Source organism: Allobosea sp. 05T438 (assembly GCF_056396025.1).
The window spans coordinates 534,421-555,724 of record NZ_JBFTKQ010000002.1; the positions used below are offsets into that span (position 1 = coordinate 534,421).

General features: G+C 66.5%; 21 protein-coding genes and 1 tRNA gene. 10 read left to right on the forward strand and 12 right to left on the reverse strand.

Going from position 1 to position 21,304, the window contains the following annotated elements; translation table 11 throughout:
- Positions 1–107 precede the first annotated feature (107 nt).
- Positions 108–650, reverse strand: a complete 543-nt coding sequence (infC, locus tag AC1DIN_RS06375; protein WP_476809382.1) for a translation initiation factor IF-3 — start codon at positions 648–650, stop codon at positions 108–110.
- A 117-nt stretch (positions 651–767) separates the two neighbouring features.
- Complete coding sequence (locus AC1DIN_RS06380) at positions 768–1,985, reverse strand: glycosyltransferase family 4 protein (RefSeq protein ID WP_441468793.1); 1,218 nt, start codon at positions 1,983–1,985, stop codon at positions 768–770.
- Positions 1,986–2,092: 107 nt separating this feature from the next.
- Here AC1DIN_RS06380 and AC1DIN_RS06385 point away from each other — a divergent pair, with 107 nt between their 5' ends.
- Entirely contained in the window at positions 2,093–2,869 is a 777-nt protein-coding gene (locus tag AC1DIN_RS06385; RefSeq protein WP_476764906.1) for an alpha/beta hydrolase, read from the forward strand.
- Positions 2,870–2,891: 22 nt separating this feature from the next.
- On the opposite strand, the gene AC1DIN_RS06390 is transcribed toward AC1DIN_RS06385, so the two are convergent.
- The 5 genes from AC1DIN_RS06390 to AC1DIN_RS06410 all read right to left on the reverse strand — a co-directional run bounded on the left by AC1DIN_RS06390 (position 2,892) and on the right by AC1DIN_RS06410 (position 5,523).
- On the reverse strand, positions 2,892–3,158 hold the full coding sequence (locus tag AC1DIN_RS06390) for a BQ00720 family protein (protein WP_441468795.1): 267 nt from the start codon (positions 3,156–3,158) through the stop codon (positions 2,892–2,894).
- 110 nt (positions 3,159–3,268) lie between these two features.
- Positions 3,269–3,697 carry an Hsp20 family protein gene (locus AC1DIN_RS06395; RefSeq protein ID WP_441468796.1) on the reverse strand — a complete coding sequence of 143 codons (429 nt, stop codon included), beginning with the start codon at positions 3,695–3,697 and terminating at the stop codon, positions 3,269–3,271.
- 185 nt (positions 3,698–3,882) lie between these two features.
- Positions 3,883–3,959 (reverse strand) — tRNA-His (locus AC1DIN_RS06400).
- A gap of 151 nt (positions 3,960–4,110) precedes the next feature.
- The gene (locus AC1DIN_RS06405; RefSeq protein WP_476809100.1) at positions 4,111–5,034 is read right to left on the reverse strand and encodes a phasin family protein; all 924 of its coding nucleotides are present in this window, start codon (positions 5,032–5,034) and stop codon (positions 4,111–4,113) included.
- A 93-nt stretch (positions 5,035–5,127) separates the two neighbouring features.
- Positions 5,128–5,523 (reverse strand): phasin, encoded by a 396-nt coding sequence (locus AC1DIN_RS06410; RefSeq protein WP_441468798.1) that lies wholly within the window; start codon positions 5,521–5,523, stop codon positions 5,128–5,130.
- Between the two features lie 222 nt (positions 5,524–5,745).
- On the opposite strand from AC1DIN_RS06410, the gene AC1DIN_RS06415 reads away from it, so the two are divergent.
- Positions 5,746–8,703, forward strand: a complete 2,958-nt coding sequence (locus AC1DIN_RS06415; RefSeq protein WP_476809101.1) for a sensor histidine kinase — start codon at positions 5,746–5,748, stop codon at positions 8,701–8,703.
- Positions 8,704–8,836: 133 nt separating this feature from the next.
- Here the strand turns inward: AC1DIN_RS06415 and mgtE are convergent, their stop codons facing one another.
- Positions 8,837–10,204, reverse strand: a complete 1,368-nt coding sequence (gene mgtE / locus AC1DIN_RS06420) for a magnesium transporter (protein ID WP_476809102.1) — start codon at positions 10,202–10,204, stop codon at positions 8,837–8,839.
- 336 nt (positions 10,205–10,540) lie between these two features.
- Here mgtE and AC1DIN_RS06425 point away from each other — a divergent pair, with 336 nt between their 5' ends.
- The 8 genes from AC1DIN_RS06425 (at position 10,541) to AC1DIN_RS06460 (ending at position 17,622) form a co-directional block, all read left to right on the forward strand.
- Positions 10,541–11,203, forward strand: coding sequence for a glutathione S-transferase family protein (locus tag AC1DIN_RS06425; RefSeq protein WP_476809103.1), 663 nt, complete (start codon positions 10,541–10,543; stop codon positions 11,201–11,203).
- Between the two features lie 72 nt (positions 11,204–11,275).
- The gene (locus AC1DIN_RS06430; RefSeq protein ID WP_476809104.1) at positions 11,276–12,202 is read left to right on the forward strand and encodes a DMT family transporter; all 927 of its coding nucleotides are present in this window, start codon (positions 11,276–11,278) and stop codon (positions 12,200–12,202) included.
- Positions 12,203–12,328: 126 nt separating this feature from the next.
- Positions 12,329–13,315, forward strand: a complete 987-nt coding sequence (locus AC1DIN_RS06435; RefSeq protein WP_441468803.1) for a LysR family transcriptional regulator — start codon at positions 12,329–12,331, stop codon at positions 13,313–13,315.
- Positions 13,315–13,833, forward strand: coding sequence for a tripartite tricarboxylate transporter TctB family protein (locus AC1DIN_RS06440; protein ID WP_476809105.1), 519 nt, complete (start codon positions 13,315–13,317; stop codon positions 13,831–13,833). Before AC1DIN_RS06435 ends, AC1DIN_RS06440 begins: the two co-directional genes overlap by 1 nt.
- Before the next feature lie 3 nt (positions 13,834–13,836).
- Positions 13,837–15,348 (forward strand): tripartite tricarboxylate transporter permease, encoded by a 1,512-nt coding sequence (locus tag AC1DIN_RS06445; protein ID WP_476809106.1) that lies wholly within the window; start codon positions 13,837–13,839, stop codon positions 15,346–15,348.
- Positions 15,349–15,413: 65 nt separating this feature from the next.
- Positions 15,414–16,388: a tripartite tricarboxylate transporter substrate-binding protein gene (locus AC1DIN_RS06450; RefSeq protein ID WP_476809107.1), complete on the forward strand. Its 975-nt coding sequence runs from the start codon at positions 15,414–15,416 to the stop codon at positions 16,386–16,388.
- A gap of 239 nt (positions 16,389–16,627) precedes the next feature.
- Positions 16,628–17,059 carry a DUF1236 domain-containing protein gene (locus tag AC1DIN_RS06455; protein WP_476809108.1) on the forward strand — a complete coding sequence of 144 codons (432 nt, stop codon included), beginning with the start codon at positions 16,628–16,630 and terminating at the stop codon, positions 17,057–17,059.
- 137 nt (positions 17,060–17,196) lie between these two features.
- On the forward strand, positions 17,197–17,622 hold the full coding sequence (locus tag AC1DIN_RS06460; RefSeq protein ID WP_441468808.1) for a DUF1236 domain-containing protein: 426 nt from the start codon (positions 17,197–17,199) through the stop codon (positions 17,620–17,622).
- Positions 17,623–17,773: 151 nt separating this feature from the next.
- Here the strand turns inward: AC1DIN_RS06460 and upp are convergent, their stop codons facing one another.
- From upp to AC1DIN_RS06480, 4 genes are all read right to left on the reverse strand, one after another.
- Positions 17,774–18,415, reverse strand: a complete 642-nt coding sequence (upp, locus tag AC1DIN_RS06465; protein ID WP_441468809.1) for a uracil phosphoribosyltransferase — start codon at positions 18,413–18,415, stop codon at positions 17,774–17,776.
- Positions 18,416–18,455: 40 nt separating this feature from the next.
- Entirely contained in the window at positions 18,456–19,673 is a 1,218-nt protein-coding gene (locus tag AC1DIN_RS06470) for a URC4/urg3 family protein (protein ID WP_441468810.1), read from the reverse strand.
- A gap of 31 nt (positions 19,674–19,704) precedes the next feature.
- Positions 19,705–20,967: a GTP cyclohydrolase II gene (locus AC1DIN_RS06475; protein ID WP_476809109.1), complete on the reverse strand. Its 1,263-nt coding sequence runs from the start codon at positions 20,965–20,967 to the stop codon at positions 19,705–19,707.
- Positions 20,968–21,066: 99 nt separating this feature from the next.
- Entirely contained in the window at positions 21,067–21,228 is a 162-nt protein-coding gene (locus tag AC1DIN_RS06480) for a Thivi_2564 family membrane protein (protein ID WP_091855869.1), read from the reverse strand.
- Positions 21,229–21,304 lie beyond the last annotated feature (76 nt).

The following is a 21,304-nucleotide window of genomic DNA, read 5'->3' on the forward strand; positions in this document are numbered from 1 at the left end:
CACGCGAACCGGCACACACTTCGCTCGAGAGTGCTCCGACCGGAATGAAAAAGGGCGCCGGAGGCGCCCCATTTCTCGACCCGAACGAGATCGTGAGATCGTTCGCGTTAGCGCGGTGCGAGCACCATCACCATCTGGCGGCCTTCGAGCTGCCAGTCGCTTTCGACCTTCGCGATCTCGGCGGTATCGACCTTGACGCGCTCGAGCACCTTCACGCCGAGGTCCTGATGCGCCATCTCGCGGCCGCGGAAGCGCAGGGTGACCTTCACCTTGTCGCCTTCCTCGAAGAAGCCGTGCATGGCCTTCATCTTCACGTCGTAGTCGTGCTTGTCGATGCCAGGGCGCAGCTTGATTTCCTTGATCTCGATGGTGCGCTGCTTCTTGCGCGCCTCCGAGGCCTTCTTCTGCTCGAGAAAGCGGAAGCGACCGTAATCGAGGATCTTGCAGACCGGCGGGACGGAGTTCGGGGCGATCTCGACGAGGTCGAGACCGGCATCCTCGGCGAGCTTCAACGCATCGAAGAACGAAACCACGCCACGATTGGCGCCGGTATCGTCGATGAGCTGGACTTCGCGAACTCCGCGGATGTCGCGGTTCGAGCGGGGACCTTCTTTGGTCGGGGCCGGGGCAGCACGGTAAGGGCGACGAATGGGGTATTCTCCTGTATTTGGCGCAGTTCGCGCCGTTGATTCAGACACATTGCATAATGATGCGCGTTGTCAATGCATGACGCCGCTGCGGCAGGCATTCGCCCGCGCCTTGACACCTCAGCGTTCCAGCAGCGCGCAGTAGACGTCGAGGGTCTCGGTGACCATCGCTTCCAGCGAAAAGTGCTTCTCCACATGCTCGCGCGCTCTCCTCGCCAGCGCATCGCGCGCGGAAGGCCGGAGCGACAACGCCTCGGCGAGACCGGCCGCCAAAGCGGTCGCGTCGCCCGGCGGGACGCGCCAGCCGGTGCGCTCGCCGGGAGTGACCTGCGGCGGCGCGAGCACCGTTTCGGGCACGGCGCCGAGATCGGAGACCACGACGGGCGCGCCCATCGCCTGCGCCTCCACCGCGACGCGGCCGAAGGCTTCGGGCTCGGTCGAGGGCACGGCAACGACCGCGGCCGAAAGCATCGCCGCCGGCATATCCGTGCAGTGGCCGACGCGCCGGACACGGCCTTCCAGCCCCGCCTTGGCAATAAGCCCGTCGAGTTCCTTCACATAGCCGTCGCGCCCTTGGGCGTCGCCGGCGAGGATGAAGGCGGTATCGGTATCACCACCGTCCCGCATCAGGCGTGCAGCCTCGATCAGGACGCGCTGGCCCTTCCAGCCGGTCAGTCGGCCAGGCAGCAGAACGATGCGCTGATGCGGCTCGACCCCCCAGGCCTTGCGCAACGCCTGGATCCGCTCCGCCCCGACGGCTGCCGGTGCAAAAGCCGAGAAATTGGTGCCGCGGTTGACCACCCTGATCCGGTCCCGCGCCATCGGATGCTTCGCGAGAATCAGCTCGGCCGTGTAGCCGGAATTGGCGATGACGACATCACCGCGCGCCATCACCGAATTGTAGAGCGTCTTCACCGCGGAGCGGCTGTTGTAGGATCCGTGATAGGTGGTGACGAAGGGCAGCTTCAGCAGCCGCGCCGCGCCGAGCGCGACCCAGGCCGGCGCGCGCGAGCGGGCATGGATCAATTCCACCCCCTCCTGCCGGCAGAGCAGCACGAGCTTGCGGATATTGAGCGCCATCGCGACCGGGTTCTTCGACGCCGCCGGGAAAGGCAGCCAAACCCCGCCCTTGGCCTGAAGCTCGGCGACGAGGCGCCCGCCCTCGGTCGCGACCAGCGCGCGGGCGCCCGCATCGGTCAGTCCCTTGGCGATGTCGACCGCGGTCCGCTCGGCACCGCCCGCCTCGAGCTCCGGAATGATCTGCAGGATCGTCCGCCCCGCCAGCGGATGCGTTTCGGTAGAAGGCAGCGAAAGATGGGCACCCGGTTTGAAGGACATGCTCTCTTGGTCTGGACTTTCATTCGTTTGGGCGAATATGCCCCTATCGGAGAGCCGCCGCAGCCTTTAATCGCCGCGGCCGCGCGATTCGTCACAGGAGATTTGCCTTGGAGCGCCAGCCGCCGCAATGGCTCAAGGTCGGAGATGGGCCCGCCGGACGCCGCCTCGCCTATCTGATCCAGGACGGCACGGGAACCCCCGTGGTCTGGCTCGGCGGCTTCCGCTCCGACATGCGCGCGACCAAGGCCGAGGCGCTTGCAGACTGGACCCGAGACGCGGGGCGAACCTATCTGCGCTTCGACTATGGCGGGCATGGCGAGAGCGAAGGCGACTTCGCCAGCTTCACCCTGTCGGACTGGCTGGCGGACGCGCTTGCGGTCATCCAGACCCAATGCCGGCAGAGTCCGATCCTCGTGGGATCCTCGATGGGCGGCTGGATCGCGCTGCTCGCTGCGCGCCGCCTGTTCGGCACGCCGCTGCAGCCGGCCGGCCTCGTGCTGATCGCGCCCGCCGTCGATTTCTCCGAGGAGCTGATGTGGGCGCAGATGCCCGATGCCATCCGCCGGACGATTCTCGAAGAGGGCGTCTGGCAGCGCCCCTCCGAATATTCACCCGATCCGACTCCGATCACCCGCGCCCTGATCGAGGACGGGCGCCAGCATCTGATGTTCGGCGGCGAGATCAAGGCCGGCTGCCCCGTCCACATCCTGCAGGGCATGCGCGATCCCGACGTGCCCTGGCGCCAGGCGCTGAAGCTCGTCGAACATCTCAGCGGCGATCCAGTCGTCCTGACGCTGATCAAGGACGGCGATCATCGCCTGTCCACGCCGGAGGATATTGTGAGGCTGCAATCGGCGGTCGCCGGGATGGCGACCGCGCCCTGAGCGGCTGGAAGCCTGGTCAGCGTCAGTGGACGCTGACCATCTTCAGATCATGCTCCCAGGCATTGGCCGTGGCGGCCTCGCGCGAATCCGTGACGAGGATCGGCGCGCCGTCGGCCGAGAGCAGAGTGAAGAGCTGCAAGCCGGACTCGATCTTCGGAGCCTGCGGAAAGATCCGCATCAACTCGTCAGAGGTCATCGGCTTGACGTAAGCGACCTCGCCGGTGCCGAGCGCGGCGAATTCCGCAGGGGTCAGCGGGTCGGCCTGGATAAGGATTCTGTCCTGTTTCATCGCGCCCTCCTTCAGAGCAGTGCGAATGCGGTTCTGATACTGCGCCTTCAATTATGAACAGATGCGAAAACCGCGGCCGCATCCTTCGAAGCTGGACGGGGACCCGTCCTCTACTTTCGGCTCATGATATCGATACGCCGGATGAGCCGTTCCGGTTCCGGCCTGACGAGATCAATCGCAAGCAAGCCGTTCGACAGATCGGCGCCGAGAACCTGCATGCCGTCGGCCAGCAGGAAGCTCCGCTGGAACTGACGGGCGGCGATGCCGCGGTGCAGGAATTGCCGATTCTTGTCGTCGCCCTGGCGGCCCCGGATCGTCAGCTGGTTCTCCTCCAGCGTGATCTCGAGCTGCTCGCGCGAGAAGCCCGCCACGGCCAGCGTGATGCGCAGACAATCGGGCTCGTCCTCCGTTCGGGGCAGCCGCTCGATATTGTAGGGCGGGTAACCCTCGCTCGCGCCCTTGGCCACGCGATCGAGCGCACGCTCGATATCGTCGAAGCCGAGCAGGAACGGGTGTGACAGGCTAGGCGTACGCGTCATCTCTTCCAGGCCCTCGAAAGGCGCCTCACGAACATCGGGACCCGCCGCCGGCAGCATCCCGCGGGCGAAAGGCGAACCCTTTCGCTTGCGCAGGATATGGCGAAGCCATGGCCGCGCTTCAAGAGGACCGCGGACTCGGCCGCAGCCGACCGCGCCGCATGACGATGAGGGAAAAACTTGAAGGATGGTACAGCCACCCCGGCTTGAACGGGGGACCTCTAGATCCACAATCTAGCGCTCTAACCAACTGAGCTATGGCTGCCCGTACCCGGGGCGTGGAACCCGGCCGCCGCAGCGGGGATCACCAGCGGCGCGGACCCTAGAGCCGACGTGCCGCTTTTGCAACCGCGGAATTCGATTTCCACCGCAGGAATTTCGGCGCACCCACAAGCGCGCCGATCCTGTCCCCGCACCTAGTCCTTGCGCAGCGCCGTATTGGCGACGCGCGCGAGCTCCTTCAGGTGCTCCGCATAGGATTCGTAGCTGCGGCGAACCGCCTTGGCCTGAAGCGTGATGGCCTCCGAGGCGCTGTTGCTGCGCGCCAGCTTCTGCGCATCCTGCAACGTCGCCTCAAGCTCGGCGCAGGCATGGTCGAGCATGTGGGCCTGCAGAGCGCCGAAGGCCCGCGCCATCGTCAGCGCCTGGCTCATGATGGTCGAAGACGCGACGGCTGCAGCCTCGGGCGGACGCGGCAGCGGCAGCGAATCGAGCGAAACCGGCTGGATCAGCTTGGCTGCCACGGGCGCGGAGACCGGATCGGCCGGCTTGACGACCGGGGTAGACGGCGCGGCTTCGGCCGACCGTGCGGGTTCCCGAGCCGGCTTCAACGCGGCCGGCGCGGCGTTGACGCGCGGGGCGGTCTCTTGCGAGGCAGCCTTCGGAGCAACGGAAGCTTTGGCTACTGCGGTCTTCAGCGGCGCCCCAGGGGCCGTGGCTGGAATTTTGGACGCAACGATCTTCGCGGGCGGCTGTTGGGCAGGAGCCGCCTTCACCACAGCCGCAGATGCCGGCGCCATGTCGGCCGGATTCGCCTTGGCCGCAGCAACCGTATCGTTCCGCACCGGCGCCGGAATGGCGGATGAAACCGGCTTTTCGGTCACCAACGGCTTCTGGGCAACCGGAGGAGCGGCTGCGGTCGGCAAAGCGGGCTTCGCAGCCGATTCGGGGGCGAAAGTGACGTGAGGGGGCACCGCAGCGCTGGTCGCGGGGCGGGCCTCGGCACTCGTCGACGGCGGCGTTGCAGCTTGCGGCTCGGCGGATACGGACGGCAGCGCCCTCACCGGAGGCAGGCTGACGGGGACCTTGGACTTCGTCCTGGTGGGAGCAGGCTTGACCATGACGGCTCTCCTTCAGCGGCAAACAGCGGAGACCGGGCGCAAGGCCCGGCCCGATAGGACGATGCCGGCGCGTCGCGCGCCGGCAGTCAGGTTTCAGCGGCCCTTCGTGGCCTTGCTGACGGTCTCGGCAGCCTTGGCCGCAGCTTCCTGCGCGGCAGCGCCGACATCCTTGAGCTGGTCCTGGAGCGCCGCCATCTGCGACTTCAGGAACTCCGACTGATGCTGCATGACCTCGGTGAGATCCTTTGACTTCACCAGCTTCTGGGCGAAGTCGAAGGCGGCGGCGACATTGTTCTCTGCATAGGCGATGGCCTTGCGGGTCGCATCATGGGTGTTGGCGCGGGCGCTCTCGGCGGAGCCATGGGCGCTGTCCACAGCCTTCTGAGCCGCGCCAATGAAACCGTCGAAGGCCTTGCGAGCCTGCTCGACACTACGCTCGGCGAATTCGCGCATCTCGGTCGGCACTTCATAAGGCAGTTTGCCGTTCATGGGATCCTCCTGTCGTCCTACAGCCAATCCTACGTCATTGTGCACTGCAATATCATTGTTGCACCGCAATGACAACAACGTGACAGTTGCGACACTGCGCATGTTAACGCTGTTTCGAGGAGAAGCGGGAGAGCGATCTTTGGTTCCATGGATTCGCCGCCGTTTGGGAGCTATTAAGCATTCATTAGGTATAACAGGCGCGGATCGAACGAGCGGGCAGGCATGAGCGAATCCGGAGAGGACTGGACGCGACGGGGCGTGGCGGCGGCTGAAGACGCCGCCCTTGCGTCCTTTGCCGCGGGCGGCGCCCTGCTGCTCTGGGACGCGGCCGTTGGGCGCCCCGGCTTCGCGAACGACGCCGGCTGGGCACTGCTCGGTGGCAAGGCGGCCGATGCCATTCCGAATCAGGCGCGGCGGCGGCTCGATGCGCTCGCCGGCGGCCTTGCCTCCGCGGCCGGCATCCGCCTCGAACGATTGCGCCTGACGTCCGGCTTCGCGGCCATCCCCGTCACCTGCGGCTGCAAGCTCCTGCCCTGCCCGGACGGGCAGACTGTCCTGGCGATCGCCATCCCCGCTGCCGAGCTGCGCCGCCTTGGCATCACGATACCTCCGAAGGCCGAGCCGACGCCGGCCATAGCGGCGACGGCCACGCCGTCGGCGGAGACCGATTCGCCCACCTCGCCACGCCCGTCGACGATCCGCTTCCTCTGGCAGAGCGACGGCGAGACCCGGCTGACCAAGCTGTCCGACCAGATCGCCGCCCTGACGGGCGCCGACGCAGCAGCCAGGCTGATCGGCCAGCGCTGGCACGATCTCCTCGGCTCCACCATTCTCGACCGTGACGGCGGACTGATCGAGCGGCTCGGCACCGCCACGACCTGGAGCAGCCACAACCTGCTCTGGCAGACAGATACGCCCGGTGAAGGCGCGCGCGTCGAGCTGTCGGGCGTGCCGATCCTCGATGCGGCGCGCGCGCTCGCCGGCTTCCGCGGCTTCGGCATCGCCCGCCTGAACGAGCGCGAGCCGTTCCTTGCGTCCAGTGTCGCGCCTGAACAGGCCGCGGCGGACGCGCCTGTTGCGCCAGTGGAAGCCACCCTAGCGGACGAGGACGCGAATCAGCAGGAAGAAGCTGCCAAGGCGACGCATGCCATTGCCGACGTAGAGGCGGGATGGTCCCAAGCCGACGAGGCAGACGAGCCGTCAGAGGAGCGCGCGGCAGAGCGCGAAGTGGCGCCCGAAGCGGAAAACCTCCCTGACGAGAGCGTCGAGATTCCGCTCTCGGAGCTGGGAGGGCGCGACGAATCCGAAGCGTCCCCCGCAGATCAAGCGGACGACGAGCGGTCTGCTCAGCGGACGAAGGCGCCCTCCGACAACATCGTTCCATTGCGCAATGGCGGCACGCTGACGACGCTGCGCCCCATTCTCGAGCCGTCGAAGCCGCATCTGAGCTCGGCCGAGCGCAATGCCTTCCGCGAGATCGCCAAGGCGCTCGGTGCGCGCCTCGCCGGCGACGAAGAGCCCAGCGGCCCGCGCCTGCCGCCGGTCGCGCCGCTCCAGGTCAAGGAACAGGAAGAGGCCGCCGCCGTCACTGAGAAGCCGGCAGCGGAGGCCGAAACGGTCACGGCCCCGGCGCGGCAGCGGAACTCCCATGCCGACGTGCTCGACCGGCTGCCCATCGCGGTCCTGGTCAACCGCGGCGACGAGGCGCTCTATGCCAACCGCACCCTGCTCGCGCTGCTTGATTTCGCCGACCTCGCCGACCTGAAGGCCGGCGGCAATGTCAGCCGGCTGATCAAGGAGGCGTCGCGGGCCGATGGCGGCGCGATGACGCTGATCGACCGCCTCGGTCATCTGGTCAGTGTCGATGCCGTGCTCTCCAGCGTGAGCTGGCAGGACGAGCCGGCGACGCTGATGGCCTTCCGCCATCCGAACGGCGGCGGTGGCGAAGTACCGGTGCTGACGCCGGAAGAGGCGGAGGAAGCCGAACTCGCTGCGGAATTCGCCGCCGAGGAGGCGGAATCGGCCGCCCGCGTGGAAGCGCTCAGGCTCGACGCCGAAGCGCGCGACGGCCGCATCGCCGAGCTCACAGCCATGCTCGACACGGCGACCGACGGCGTCGTTACCGTCGATGATCGCGGGCGCATCCTGTCGCTCAACAAGGCTGCCGAAGCGCTGTTCGGCTACGACCAGCGCGAGGTCACCGGCGAGCTGTTCACGCTGCTCTTCGCCAGCGAGAGCCATGCGCCAGCACTCGATTACCTCGAGGGGCTGAAGGGCGGCGGCGTCGCCTCGGTGCTGAACGACGGGCGCGAGGTGCAGGGCCGGGTGCGCCAGGGCGGCAAGATCCCGCTGTTCATGACCATGGGCCAGATCGCGCATGGCACCGAGCCGCGCTTCTGCGCGGTGCTGCGCGACATCACCGCCTGGAAGAAGACCGAGGGCGAGCTCGTCGATGCCCGCAAGGCAGCCGAGATGGCGAGTGCGCAGAAATCGGATGTGCTCGCCAAGATCAGCCACGAGATCCGCACGCCGCTCAACGCCATCATCGGCTTCGCCGAGGTGATGGCCGAGGAGCGCTTCGGACCCATCGCCAATGAGCGCTACAAGGAATATCTGCGCGACATCCATCAGTCGGGCGGCTACGTCATCAGCCTCGTCAACGACCTGCTCGACCTCGCCAAGATCGAGGCCGGCAAGCTCGATCTCGACTTCGCCAGCGTCAACCTGAACGAGATCGCGCTGTCGACCGTGGCGCTGCTGCAGCCCGAGGCACAGCGCGGGCGCGTCGTACTGCGCTCCGGCCTGTCGCCGAAGCTGCCGCCAGTGGTCGCCGACGAGCGCTCGATCCGCCAGATCGCGATCAACCTGCTGTCGAACGCGGTGAAGTTCACCGATGCCGGCGGGCAGGTCATCATCTCGACCGCGCTCGGCGATCAGGGCGAGGCGATCCTGCGGGTGCGCGACACCGGCATCGGCATGGATGACGACGAGCTGAAGCTCGCGCTCGAGCCCTTCCGGCAGGTGCCGACGACGCGACGCGCCGGCGGCACCGGCCTCGGCCTGCCGCTGACCAAGGCGCTGGTCGAGGCCAACCGCGCCGCGATGTCGATCACCAGCGTCAAGAAGGAGGGTACGCTGGTCGAGATCACCTTCCCGCCGCAGCGCGTTCTGGCCAGCTGATCTTACGTTTCAAACGCTCGTCATGCTCGGGCTCGCCCCGAGCATCTCGTAACCGGTAGGTGCAGGAACCTCTTCCTACCTGAGATTCTCGGGTCGGAGCTGCGCTCCGCCCGAGAATGACGGGCCTCTTCGGTTAGAGCAGCGTCCCGGTCAGGATCGCCGCAGCGACACCGAAGTAGATGATCAGACCGGTGACATCGACCAGCGTGGCTACGAAAGGTGCCGAGGCGCTGGCGGGATCGAAACCGAGCCGCTTCAGCGCGAAGGGCAGCATCGAGCCGGCGAGCGAGCCGAAGGTGACGATACCGACCAGCGCGCCGCCCACCGTCGCGGCGACCAGCATCCAGTGCGGTCCGTAGTCGTAGAGACCGAGCCACTGCCACACCATGATCCGCACCACGCCGATCACGCCGAGAATGGCGCCGAGCGTGAGGCCGGTCGGCAATTCGCGCAGTGCGATCCGCCACCAATCCTTCAGCGTGACCTCGCGCAGCGCCAGCGCCCGGATGATCAGCGAGGTCGCCTGCGAACCGGAATTGCCGCCCGAGCTCATGATCAGCGGGATGAACAGCGTCAGCACGATCGCCTTCTCGAGCTCGCCCTCGAAGTATTGCATGACCGAGGCGGTCAGCATCTCGCCGACCAGCAGGATCGAGAGCCAACCGGCGCGCTTGCGGATCATCGAGAGGAAGCCGATCTCGTTGTACGGCTCGTCGAGCGCCTCCATGCCGCCGAGCTTCTGCACGTCCTCGGTCGTCTCGGCGATCATGGCGTCGATCACGTCGTCGAAGGTGACGATGCCGATGATGTGCTCGTCGGCGTCGACGACGGGAACGGAGAGCAGGTCGTATTTCGTGATGAGCCGTGCCACGTCCTCGCGATCGACCTCGGGGGCAACGGTAATCGGCTTGTGCGCCGGAACGACCGACTCGACCGGCGCCTCGGGATCGCCGGCGATCAGGCGCCGCAGCGAGACGGCGCGGACCAGCTTGCGCGTCACGGAATCGAGCACGTAGATCGCATAGACCGTCTCGCGCGAGCGCTCGACGCGGCGGATATGGTCGAGCGTCTGCTGCACCGACCAGTTGTTCGGCACGCTCACGAACTCGGTCGTCATGATCGAGCCGGCGCTGTGCTCGGGATAGGCCAGCAGCTTCTTGAGATCGGAGCGGGTCTGGCGGTCGATGCGACCGCTCAAACGCTGACGTGTCTCCTCGTCGAACTCCTGGAAGACGTCGGCCGCTCGGTCCGCCGACATGGCCGACAGCAGCGCGCCGGCGCGCCCATCCGGCAGCAGCGCCAGCGCCTCGGCGGCAGCGGTGAACTCGGGCTGATCGAGCGCCTCGACGGCACGGTCGAAAGGCAGCTCCGCCAGGACATGGGCGATCGTCGCCTCGTCCTGTTCGTTCAGCGTCTCGACGATGTCGGCGACGTGCTCTTGCGCCAGCGTCTGGGCCAGCGTCACGGCGAGGAGGTCCGTCGTGGCGACAGTATCATTCATGGCTCTGTTCCTTGCGATCGGGCCGTCATGGCCGGATCGCAGGCGAGCCGGACAACCCGGTCAGGCGCGCGAGGCGGCTGCAGACGGCTTCGACTGTCGGCTGGGACTGTCGCTGGGCATCGGGTTGAGGTTTCCTGTGAGCAGCCGGCCACGCGGGCCGGGAGCAGGAGGGCCAATGCACCCGCAAAGCGCCCGCGTCAAACGGTTTTTTGCATGCGGCAATCGGGGGCTGCCGCATTGGCGCAGCGCGATCCCGCGCCTAATGTCGCAGCGACGGAATCGGCGCCTTCGCCGGCTCAAGTCGCCAGCTCGCCATCTCTCACCGGAATCCCGCCGATGTCCCTGACGATCTACGGTTGCTATCGTTCGCGCGCCACGCGCGTCATCTGGCTCGCCAACGAGCTCGGTCTGCCGTTCACGCACGTGCCGGTGATCCAGGCCTATCGCGTGCCGGATCAGAACGCTCCCGGCGTGCCGCTGCATACCCGCAGCGCCGAGTTCCTGAAGATCAACCCGAATGGCCACATCCCCAGCATCGACGATGACGGCTTCAAGCTGCACGAATCGCTGGCCATCAACCTCTATCTCGCGCGCAAGCATGGCGGGCCCCTGGCACCGCAGAACGCGCAGGAGGAAGGCCTCGCGGTGATGTGGTCGCTCTGGGCGGCGACGGAGTGCGAGACCCACGCGCTCAACCTGCAGTTCCATCTCGCCGCCTATCCGCCGGAGAAGCGCAAGCCGGAGCTGGTCGAGGCGGCGCTTACAGCCCTGCCCGGCCCCTTTGCGGTGCTCGACAAGACGCTGGCCGAGGGCAACGGCTATGTGATGGGCGGCCGCTTCACCGTCGCCGACATCAACGTCGCCGAGATCATCCGATATGCGAAGCCCGCGACGCAGCTCTTCGACGCCGCTCCGCGGGTCAAGGCCTGGCTCGATGCCTGTCAGGCGCGACCGGCCTTCCAGGCGATGTGGCAGGCGCGCGACGCCGAAGCCGCCTGAAACAGAAAACGGGTGGAGAACGAGCCGGGGCGAGCCTATCGCTCCGGCTCGTTCCTTTTCAGCAGGCTCGCCATGTCCTCCTCCCCCACCTCGCAGCCTGCCATGGATCTCAGCGACTGGCTGCTGCTCCTGCTGCTCTCGCTGCTGTGGGGAGGCGCCTTCTTCTTCGGCAAGATCGCCGTCGCCGAATGGCCGCCGCTGGCTGTCGTCCTCGCGCGCGTCGGCATGGCCGCAGCGGCTCTGCTCCTTGTCGTCAGGCTATCGGGATTGTCCATGCGCGTCGGCGGTCGGATGTGGCTCGCTTTGTTCGGCATGGGTCTGCTCAACAACCTGATCCCGTTCGGACTGATCTTCTGGGGCCAGACGCAGATCGCCAGCGGCCTCGCCTCGATCCTCAATGCCACGACCCCGCTCTTCGGCGTGGTCGTCGCCCATCTCTTCAGCCAGGACGAGAAGGCGACGGGGCTCAGGCTCGCCGGGGTCGGCGCCGGCATGGTCGGCGTTGCGATCCTGATGGGCCCTGATGCCGTCGGCGGCCTGTCGGGAGCGCTCCTGCCGCAACTCGCCTGCCTCGCGGCCGCCCTGTCCTATGCTTTCGCAGGCCTTTTCGGCCGGCGCTTCCGCGGCCTGCCGCCCCTCGTCACGGCGGCCGGGCAGGTCAGTGCCACGACGCTGATGGCCATCCCGCTCGTGCTTGCCTTCGACCCGCCCTGGCAGCTGCCCACCCCAAGCACCCGGGTCGTGCTCTCGCTTGTCGGACTCGCACTGCTTTCGACAGCTCTCGCCTATGTCATCTTCTTCCGGATCATGCGCCGCGCCGGCGGCACCAACGTCATGCTGGTGACGTTCCTGATCCCGGTCAGTGCGATTCTGCTCGGTTCGCTTTTCCTCGGCGAGGCACTGCAGCCGCGGCATTTCCTGGGGATGGCCGCTATCTTCGCCGGGCTTGCCCTGATCGATGGAAGGCTGTTTCGGAAGGCACGGACACGGCCGGCATGAGCCGAAGAGTTTATTGCCAAAAAATTATGAATTGCAGTAGGGTCGACTTGTCGGCTGGAGGCGCTAAGGGCACGTGCCACTGACAGAGATATCGCGGGAAGCGATACTGGGGAACAGGGGACGGCCATGGACGTGCGGCAACTGCGATGTTTCATCGCGGTGGCGGAGGAGCTGCATTTTGGCCGCGCGGCCGAGCGGCTCGGCGTCGCGCCTCCCGCCCTGTCACGCCAGATCAGTGCGCTCGAAGACGAGCTCGGCGTCAGCCTGCTGACGCGAACCACCCGCCAGGTCGCGATGACCCGCGCCGGGTTGATCATGCTCGAGGAAGCCAAAAGCATTCTCGTCAAGATGGAGCATGCATCCCGGGCCGTGCGCGAGGCCTCTCTTGCCTCGGGCAAGGTGCTGCGCGTCGGGGCGATCGACGCAGCCTCGTCCAGCTTCGTCCCTGAAGCGCTGGTAGCCTTCCGCGCCCGCTTCCCCGGCATCGAGATCAAGTTCGTCGAAGCGATGACGGCTGCGCTGGTGCAAATGCTCGAGTCCGGCAAGCTCGACCTCGCCCTCACCCGCCCACCGCGCAAGCCGACGGACTGCGCCTTCGAGATCCTGCGGGTGGAACGCCCGCTCGTGGTGCTCAACGAGGCCCATCCACTCGCCGCCCGCGAGCACCTGACGATGCTCGATCTCGTCGGCGAGCCCTTCGTCGTGCCGTCCAAGCGCATCCGCCCCTACGCCTACGATCTCGTCATGGCCTATTTCGAGAGCGTCGGCGCGGTGCCCAACGTCACCATCGAGGCAACCGAGAAGCCGGCGATGATGTCCGCAGTCGCGGCCGGGCTCGGCATGGCGCTGGCGCCGGACTGGGTCTCGCGCCTCTCCTTCCCCGGGGTGACGATGCGGCGGCTACGCGGCGCGCTGCTCGACCCGCCACCGCCAGGCGCGCTGGTCGGCGTGGCCTGGCGTCCCCAGCAGAAACTGCCGGCGCGCGACGATTTCCTGGCGATCCTGCGCGAAAGCGTGACCTTGCTCGACGAGCGCCACAGCGTTCCCCTCTCCCCTTCCCCCAAAACGCAGAAACGGACCGCCCGCCCCGGGTCGCCAGTCGGAGGAGCCTGATGAGTCTCAATCAGATAGAACGGGCGCAGGGTTTGCGCATACGATCGACGCAGGATCTGGCCGGCGGCCTGTTCATGGTGGTGCTGGCGATCGGCGCCTGCATCTTCTCCTGGGATCTTCCGGTCGGAACGCTGCGCCAGCTCGGCCCGGGCATGCTGCCGAAGGCCTTCGCGGTGATCTGCGGTGCGCTCGGCATCATGCTCGCGCTCGCCTCGCTGCGCTACAACGGCGAGAGCCTCTCGGGCTGGTCTTGGAAGGGCATCTTCTTCGCACTCGGCGGCGCCTGCCTGTTCGCGCTGACCATCCGCGGCTTCGAATTCGGCCCGATCCAGGTTCCGGCGCTCGGCCTGCTCGTCGCCGGGCCGCTGCTCATCTTCATCTCGGGGCTGGCCGCGGATGACCGCAAGCTCAAGGAACTGCTGATCTTCGCGATCGCGATGTCGGCGGCCTGCATTCTTCTCTTCAAATACGCGCTGAGCCTGCCGATCCCGCTCGCGCCCTGGCTCCTGGGTATCTGAGCGATGATGGAGACGTTCTCCCACCTTGCACTCGGCTTCGGCGTCGCGCTCACGCTCAAGAACATCGCGCTTTGCTTCGCCGGCTGTCTTGTCGGCACGCTGATCGGCGTGCTGCCCGGCGTCGGCCCGATCGCGACGATCTCGATCCTGCTGCCGATCACCTTCGGTCTCGACCCGACCGGCGCGCTGATCATGCTGGCCGGCATCTACTACGGCGCCCAGTATGGCGGCTCGACCACCGCGATCCTGGTCAACATCCCCGGCGAGGCAACCTCGGTCGTCACCACGCTCGACGGCCACCAGATGGCCAAGCAAGGGCGCGCGGGCGTGGCGCTGGGCACGGCCGCGATCGGCTCCTTCGTCGCCGGCTGCGTCGCCACCGTCATCATTGCGGCACTCGGTGCGCCGCTCACCAAGATGGCGCTGCTGTTCGGCCCCGCCGAGTATTTCTCGCTGATGGTGATGGGCCTGTGCTTCGCAGTGGTGCTGGCGCGCGGCTCGATCCTCAAGGCCTTCTGCATGATCATGCTGGGGCTGCTGTTCTCGACCGTCGGCACGGATCTCGAAACGGGTCAGGAACGGCTCACCTTCGGCATTCCCGCGCTTGCGGACGGTATCGACTTCTCGGTTCTGGCGATGGGTGTGTTCGGATTCGCCGAGGTGCTGCGCAACCTCGAGAGCCCGGAAGCCCGCGACGTGGTGAAGGGCAAGATCGGCCGGCTGCTGCCCGGTTGGGAGGACATCAAGCAGTCGGCAGCGCCGGTGCTGCGCGGCACCTTCATCGGCAGCATCCTCGGCATCCTGCCCGGCAACGGCGCGGTGCTCGGCCCCTTCGCCAGCTACACCATCGAGAAGAAGATCGCCAAGGACCCGTCGCGCTTCGGCAAGGGCGCTATCGAGGGCGTGGCAGGACCGGAATCCGCCAACAACGCCGGCGCCCAGACCGCCTTCATTCCGCTGCTGACGCTCGGCATCCCGCCGAACGCGGTGATGGCGCTGATGGTCGGCGCGATGACCATCCACGGCATCATTCCCGGCCCGCAGGTGATGACCCGAAACCCGGACCTGTTCTGGGGCATGATCGCCTCGATGTGGATCGGCAACCTGATGCTGCTCATCATCAACCTGCCGCTCGTCGGCATGTGGGTGAAGCTGCTCCAGGTGCCCTACCGGCTGATGTTCCCGGCGATCCTGATCTTCTGCTGCATCGGCATCTACTCGGTGAACAACCAGCCGCTCGACGTCGCCTTCACGGCGCTGTTCGGACTGTTCGGCTATCTGCTGATCAAACTCGGCTTCGAGCCGGCACCGATGCTGCTGGGCTTCGTGCTCGGCAAGCTGATGGAGGAGAAGCTCCGGCAGGCGCTGATCATCTCGCGCGGCTCGTTCTACACCTTCATCGACTATCAGAACCGGCCGATCTCGCTCGGCCTGCTGATCGTCGCCGTCCTCGTGCTCGCGATCGCCCTGCTGCCCTCGATCTCGAAGAAGCGCGACGAAGTCTTCACCGAATGACGGGGTTGCCGCCACGGCGGCAATCCCTCCAATTTCGTTTCAAGCAATCTCTGGGAGGAATGCTGATGAAGAAGTTCGTTCTCGGCCTCGCCGCAGCTGCGGCGTTGGCCTTAACCGGTGGCGCACAGGCGCAGAGCTATCCGACGAAACCGATCACCATGATCGTACCCTTCGCGGCCGGCGGGCCGACCGACATCATCGCCCGCATCGTCGCCGATCACATGTCGAAGACTCTCGGCCAGCAGATCGTGATCGAGAACGTCGCGGGCGCCGGCGGCACCACCGGCATCGCGCGCGCCGTCACGGCCGCGCCCGACGGCTACACCATCGCGATGGGCCATCTCGGCACCTTCTCGGCGGCCCCCGCCACCTATCCCGGCCTGAAATACGACCCGATAAACGGCATGCAGACGATCGGTCTGGCCGGCGGGACGCCGATCCTGATCGTGGCGCGCAAGAATTTCGAGCCGAAAGACCTCAAGGAATTCGCTGCCTATGTGAAGGCGAACCCGGACAAGGTGAACGAAGCCCATGCCGGCCTCGGCTCGGTCTCCTGGACCACCTGCACCCTCCTCAAGGGCATCCTCGGCACGCCGAAGATCAACGCCGTCGCCTATCGCGGCACCGGGCCTGCGCTGAACGATCTCGTTTCCGGTCAGGTCGACTTCATGTGTGACCAGATCGTCTCCGTCGCCGAGCAGGTCCGCGCCAACTCGATCAAGGCCTATGCCGTCGCCTCGGCGCAGCGCTCGCCGGCCCTGCCCGACGTGCCGACCACGAAGGAAGCCGGCCTGCCGGACTACCAGATCGAGGCATGGAACGGCATCGCCGGCCCGAAGAGCATGCCGAAGGAGGCCGTCGACAAGCTGGTCGACGCGCTGAACAAGGCGCTCAACGACGAAGGCACCAAGAAGCGCCTGCTCGACCTCGGCACCGTTCTGCCGACGGCTGAGGAGCGCACCCCGGCAGGCTTCGCTGCTCTGATCAAGCGCGATGCCGACAAGCTGACGCCTGCGCTTTCGGCAGCCCCGAAGCAGTGAGATCAGGCCAATTCCATCGTGTTCGCGGCGGGCCTCGTGCCCGCCGTTTTCATTTCCAGCGAACATCCGCGCCCGGCGAGCGCCCCTCCGCCCCTCCGCAATGAACTGACAAGTCGTTGTTGCGCCTCATCTTCTCGACGCCGATTGCAAACGTTAACATCTCGTGACCCCGTTTTTGGGGAACTGTTTCGGCTTGCTGCGGTTTTCCTTCCCGAAGTTCACTTCGAAAGGAGAACGTCATGCTCAAGAAGCTCGCTCTTGTTACCGTATTGACCATTACTCCGGCGATTGCCTTCGCCCAGACCCAGCCTTCGGGCGGTGCGGTCGGCGGTGCGACCAGCGGTGCAGCTGCCGGCGCCGTCGGCGGCGCCGTGGTCGGCGGCCCTGTCGGTGCGGTTGTCGGCGGCGTCGGCGGCGCCGTGGTCGGCGCGATCGTCGGCGATGCTGCGGAGCCGCGCTTCCGCACCTATGTCGTCGAGCAGCGCGTCCCGTCCTATGCCTATGCCGAGCCGGTCGCGGTCGGCACGGTCCTGCCAGCGCAGGGCGTCGTCTATCACCGCGTACCGGCCGAGTACGGACCGTCCGCCTCGCGCTACAACTACACGGTGGTGAACGATCGCACGCTCATCGTCGAGCCGCAGACGCGCCGCGTGGTCCAGATCATCGAGTGACGCTCGTCTCTCGGCACGGAACGGCCCGCCCCGGCAACGGGGCGGGCCATTCTCGCTTTTGTGATCGTCGAGGCACGGAACTGCCGCAGAAGGCGCGCATTCTCGTACCGGGGCTAGGCAGATATCGGAGGTCGATCATGATCAAGCGGATTCTACTGGCTGCGGCTTTTGCAGCCATTCCCGCAACCGTTTTCGCACAGAGCATGGGGCCTATCATCCGCGACCCCGCCAGCGGCGGCTTCACTCATGACCCGGCCCTCGTCGGCACCGAGACGAATATGATGCCGTTCGACGTATTCGCTCCGCCCCTCAGGCGGGATCCCGCCGGCGGTACGATGATCAACGACGACGCAGGGTTCCGGACGTATGTGATGGGACAGCATATGCGGTCGTATCGCTATGCAGAACCGATCGGGGTCGGCACTGTGCTACCGGCGCGGGGCGTGGTCTATCACAACGTGCCGGCGGCATATGGCGCGCCCGGCTATCGCTATACGATCGTGAACGGCGAAGCCGTCGTCGTCGAGCCGCGCACCCGCCGCGTGGTCGAAATCATCGAATGACGCTCGATCGCCGCGCGCCCCGTCGGACGCGATGGCGGCGATCCATCTATTTGTTGTCGCATCGGATTTTCCGAAAGGGGATGCTGCTTTTCGGGCCGATGCCATAGGCGGTAAAGGCCCGTGCCAGTGACGGCATGGGCCTTTTCGGTGCTCAGCGCGTGCCGAACATGCGATCGCCCGCATCCCCGAGACCCGGCATGATGTAGCCGTGCTCGTTGAGGCGTTCGTCGATGGCGGCGGTCCAGATGCGGACATCGGGATGCGCGCTGCGCAGGTGAGCGATGCCCTCCGGCGCCGCCAGCAGGCAGACGAAGCGCAGATCCCTGGCCCCCCGCTCCTTGAGACGCTCGACCGCAGCCACGGCGGAATTGGCGGTGGCCAGCATCGGGTCCATCACCACGATCATGCGGTCGGCGATGTCCGACGGTGCCTTGAAATAGTACTCGACCGCCTGGAGCGTATCGGGATCGCGGTAGAGGCCGATATGGGCGACGCGCGCGGCCGGCACCAACTCCAGCATGCCGTCGAGGAAGCCGACGCCCGCCCGCAGGATCGGCGCGAAGACCAGCTTCTTGCCGGCGATGACCGGCTGCATCGAGGTCGTCAGCGGCGTCTCGATCTCGATCATCTGTGTCGGCAGATCGCGTGTCACCTCATAGCAGAGCAGCATGCCGATCTCGTTGAGAAGCTGGCGGAAGCTCTTGGTGGAGCGGTCCTTCTGGCGCATCAGCGTCAGCTTGTGCTGGACCAGCGGGTGATCGACGACAGTGACGCCGTCCTGGCTCGAAGTCATACGCCGGCTACCCCTTTATCTCTCGCATCTTTGCTCACCGTCAAAATACCGTGCCATCGCTGACAATGGTCAAGGGCGGACCGCCATCCACACGCTTTTCACGCGCGATCCGCCGGCCCGCGGCCCAGGTCCCGCCTTCGAGCACCTTGGCAAGCGGCAAATCCTCGCGCGAGCGGCCGAGGCGCTTGCGGATCAAGAGGCCGATCTCGTCGAGCAACGCCACCGTCAGCGCCCGCCATTCGACGACCAGCGGCGATGCGACCTCATGCGACTTCGTTCGATCCGCCTCGTCCCTCAGCGCGATCACGCCGCTGTCGAGGAAGAGCCCGCCATTGCGATACTCGGGCAGGCCGGTGAGATCGTCGATGTCGATGACGGCAATGCCGGCCCATTGCAGCGGCTCGATCAACGAGTAGGTCAGCCATTGCGACAATTTGTGGAAAGGTACGAGCCCTTCCGTCACCTCGCCGGGCGCGATCAGGGGGTGACGCCAGGTATCGCCGAGCGCGACGCCGGCGAGCGTCAGGCGCGAAGGCCAGATGCCACCGAAGGTCGCGAGCACCTCGCCTAGCATATGCGCGGCTCGCAGCGTGCCGGTGTCGGCGGCGGCTTCGAAACGATCGAAGAGTTCGCCGGGGCGCGACAAGCCCTGCTTTTCCATCTCCTCGCCGAGGCGGTTAAGCAGGGCGGCACGCCCTTCGAGCGCGAGCAGCGGATTGTCCGGCCCCGCCTGGAAGCCGCGCGCCAGCGTCGCCGCATCGAGGTGCTTCAGCCCGGCCGCATCGGCGCGCAGCGGATCGGCCGGATCGCTGGAGAACAGGCCGGCGGCGAACATGTCGAGCGAAGCGAGCGCCAGACCCTCGGAACGGCCGATGTCGCGGCCCGTCGCGGCGTCGCGATAGCGCCAGTCCTGGCCGGCACCGGCATCGAGCAGGACGCTGACCACGGCAAGATCATAGGCGGCGCGGCCACGGGCAGCCGGGTCCGGGAAGCCCCTCGCCTGATCGAGCCGCTGCCAACGATCATCGCCTGCGACCACAAAATGGCGCCAGCGCGCATGGAAGGGGATCTCGAGCGTGGGATAATTCGCGCGGATGGTCTCAAGCACATAGTCCGCGCAGGCTTCCAGCCGCTCGGGCTGGACGCTGAAATGGAAAAGCTTGCCGGCGAGTCCCAGCTCGAGCATCTCCCGCGCACGCTCACGCACGGCGGCAGGTTTCAACAGGGCGCGGAACGCCTCGGGATCGCGGTCAGGCATCGTCAACTCGGGGGACGTGAGCGGGGCGGGATCAGAACTTGTCGAGGTCACGGCCGACGGTGGCCTTGAGCGCATTGTCTCCGGGCGTGCCTTCCGGCGAATAATAGCCGGCGGCCTTCTTGGCCTCGATCTCGACCGAGGCGTCGGGTGGAATCAATTCGGGCGGGATGGCGACGCGCTCGCCGATGGTGATGCCGCTCTCGACCATGGCGTCGTATTTCATGTTCGACATCGACATCAGCCGGTCGATATGGGTGACGCCGAGCCAATGCAGCACATCCGGCATGAGCTGCTGGAAACGGGCATCCTGTACGCCGGCGACGCATTCGGTGCGCTCGAAATAGGTCGCGGCGGAATCGCCGCCCTCCTGGCGCTTGCGGGCGTTGTAGACGAGAAACTTCGTGACTTCGCCGAGCGCCCGGCCCTCCTTGCGGTTGTAGACGATCAGCCCGACGCCGCCGCTCTGCGCCTCCCGCACGCATTCCTCGATGCCGTGGATGAGGTAGGGCCGGCAGGTGCAGATGTCCGAACCGAAGACGTCCGAACCGTTGCACTCGTCATGGACGCGGCAGGCGATGCGTGTTTTGCGGTCGGCAAGGCCGGAGACCTCGCCCATGACATAGGCGGTGATCGAGCCGATCGGCGGCAGAAAGACCTTGAGGTCCGGCCGCGTCACCAGTTCGGGATACATGCCGCCCGTCTGCTCGAAGAGCGTGCGGCGCAATTCGTTCTCGGTCGTGCCGAAGCGCTCGGCGATGCCGGGCAGGTACCAGACCGGGTCGACCGCGATCTTGGTGACGGAGATGTCGCCGGAGGGATGCAGGATGTTCCCGTCCGCCGCCAGCCGGTGCGCGGCCATGGCCGCGAGAATCTCGGGCAGGTTGAGCCTGGCCTTGGTGATGGCGATCGAGGGGCGGATGTCGATCCCCTCGCCGATCAACTTGCCGAAATCCTGCGCCACCGTATGGCCGAAAGGATCGAGCGAGACGATCTTCCTGGGATCGGCCCATTGCGGCTGCGGCGCGATCTCGGCCGTTGGGTAGGTGTTGGTGAGGTCCGGGCGCTGCGAGGGGTTCATCGCGCGGGCCGAGATCGCCAGCGCACGGTAGACCGAATAGGAGCCGCCATGAGCGCCGATGACGTTGCGGTCGCCCGGGTTGGTGGTCGAGGCGATGATCGGGCCGCGTTCGGCGGCGGTGGCTGCGCCCCATCGGATCGGAAAGCGAACGGCGGCGCTGCCGGGCTCGGGATGGGAGGTCAGCCTGATGTGGCCGGTACGGTTCGGCGCGTTCATGGTCTTGCCCTGAAACAGGAAAGGGCCCCGAGACGGGAGCGTCCGGGGCCCTCTGGACCTATTCAAGTCTGTACCAGCGCGCGGGCGCCGTCAATCGCCTTAGAAAACAGCGAGATAGCGCAACAGCGAGATGATGCCGATCACGATCACGATGATCTGCACGACGTTCTTGATCTGCCCGTCAAGCGGAAGCATCCGCACGAGATAGAGCACGAGGCCGATGACGAGAACGGTGATCAGCAGCGAAATCAGAATGGACATGCTTGCAGCCCTTTATCTCGGCCGGTGGCCGGCCCCCCGGAGCCCTGCCGCGACGCATTCGCGACCTGTCAGCCCC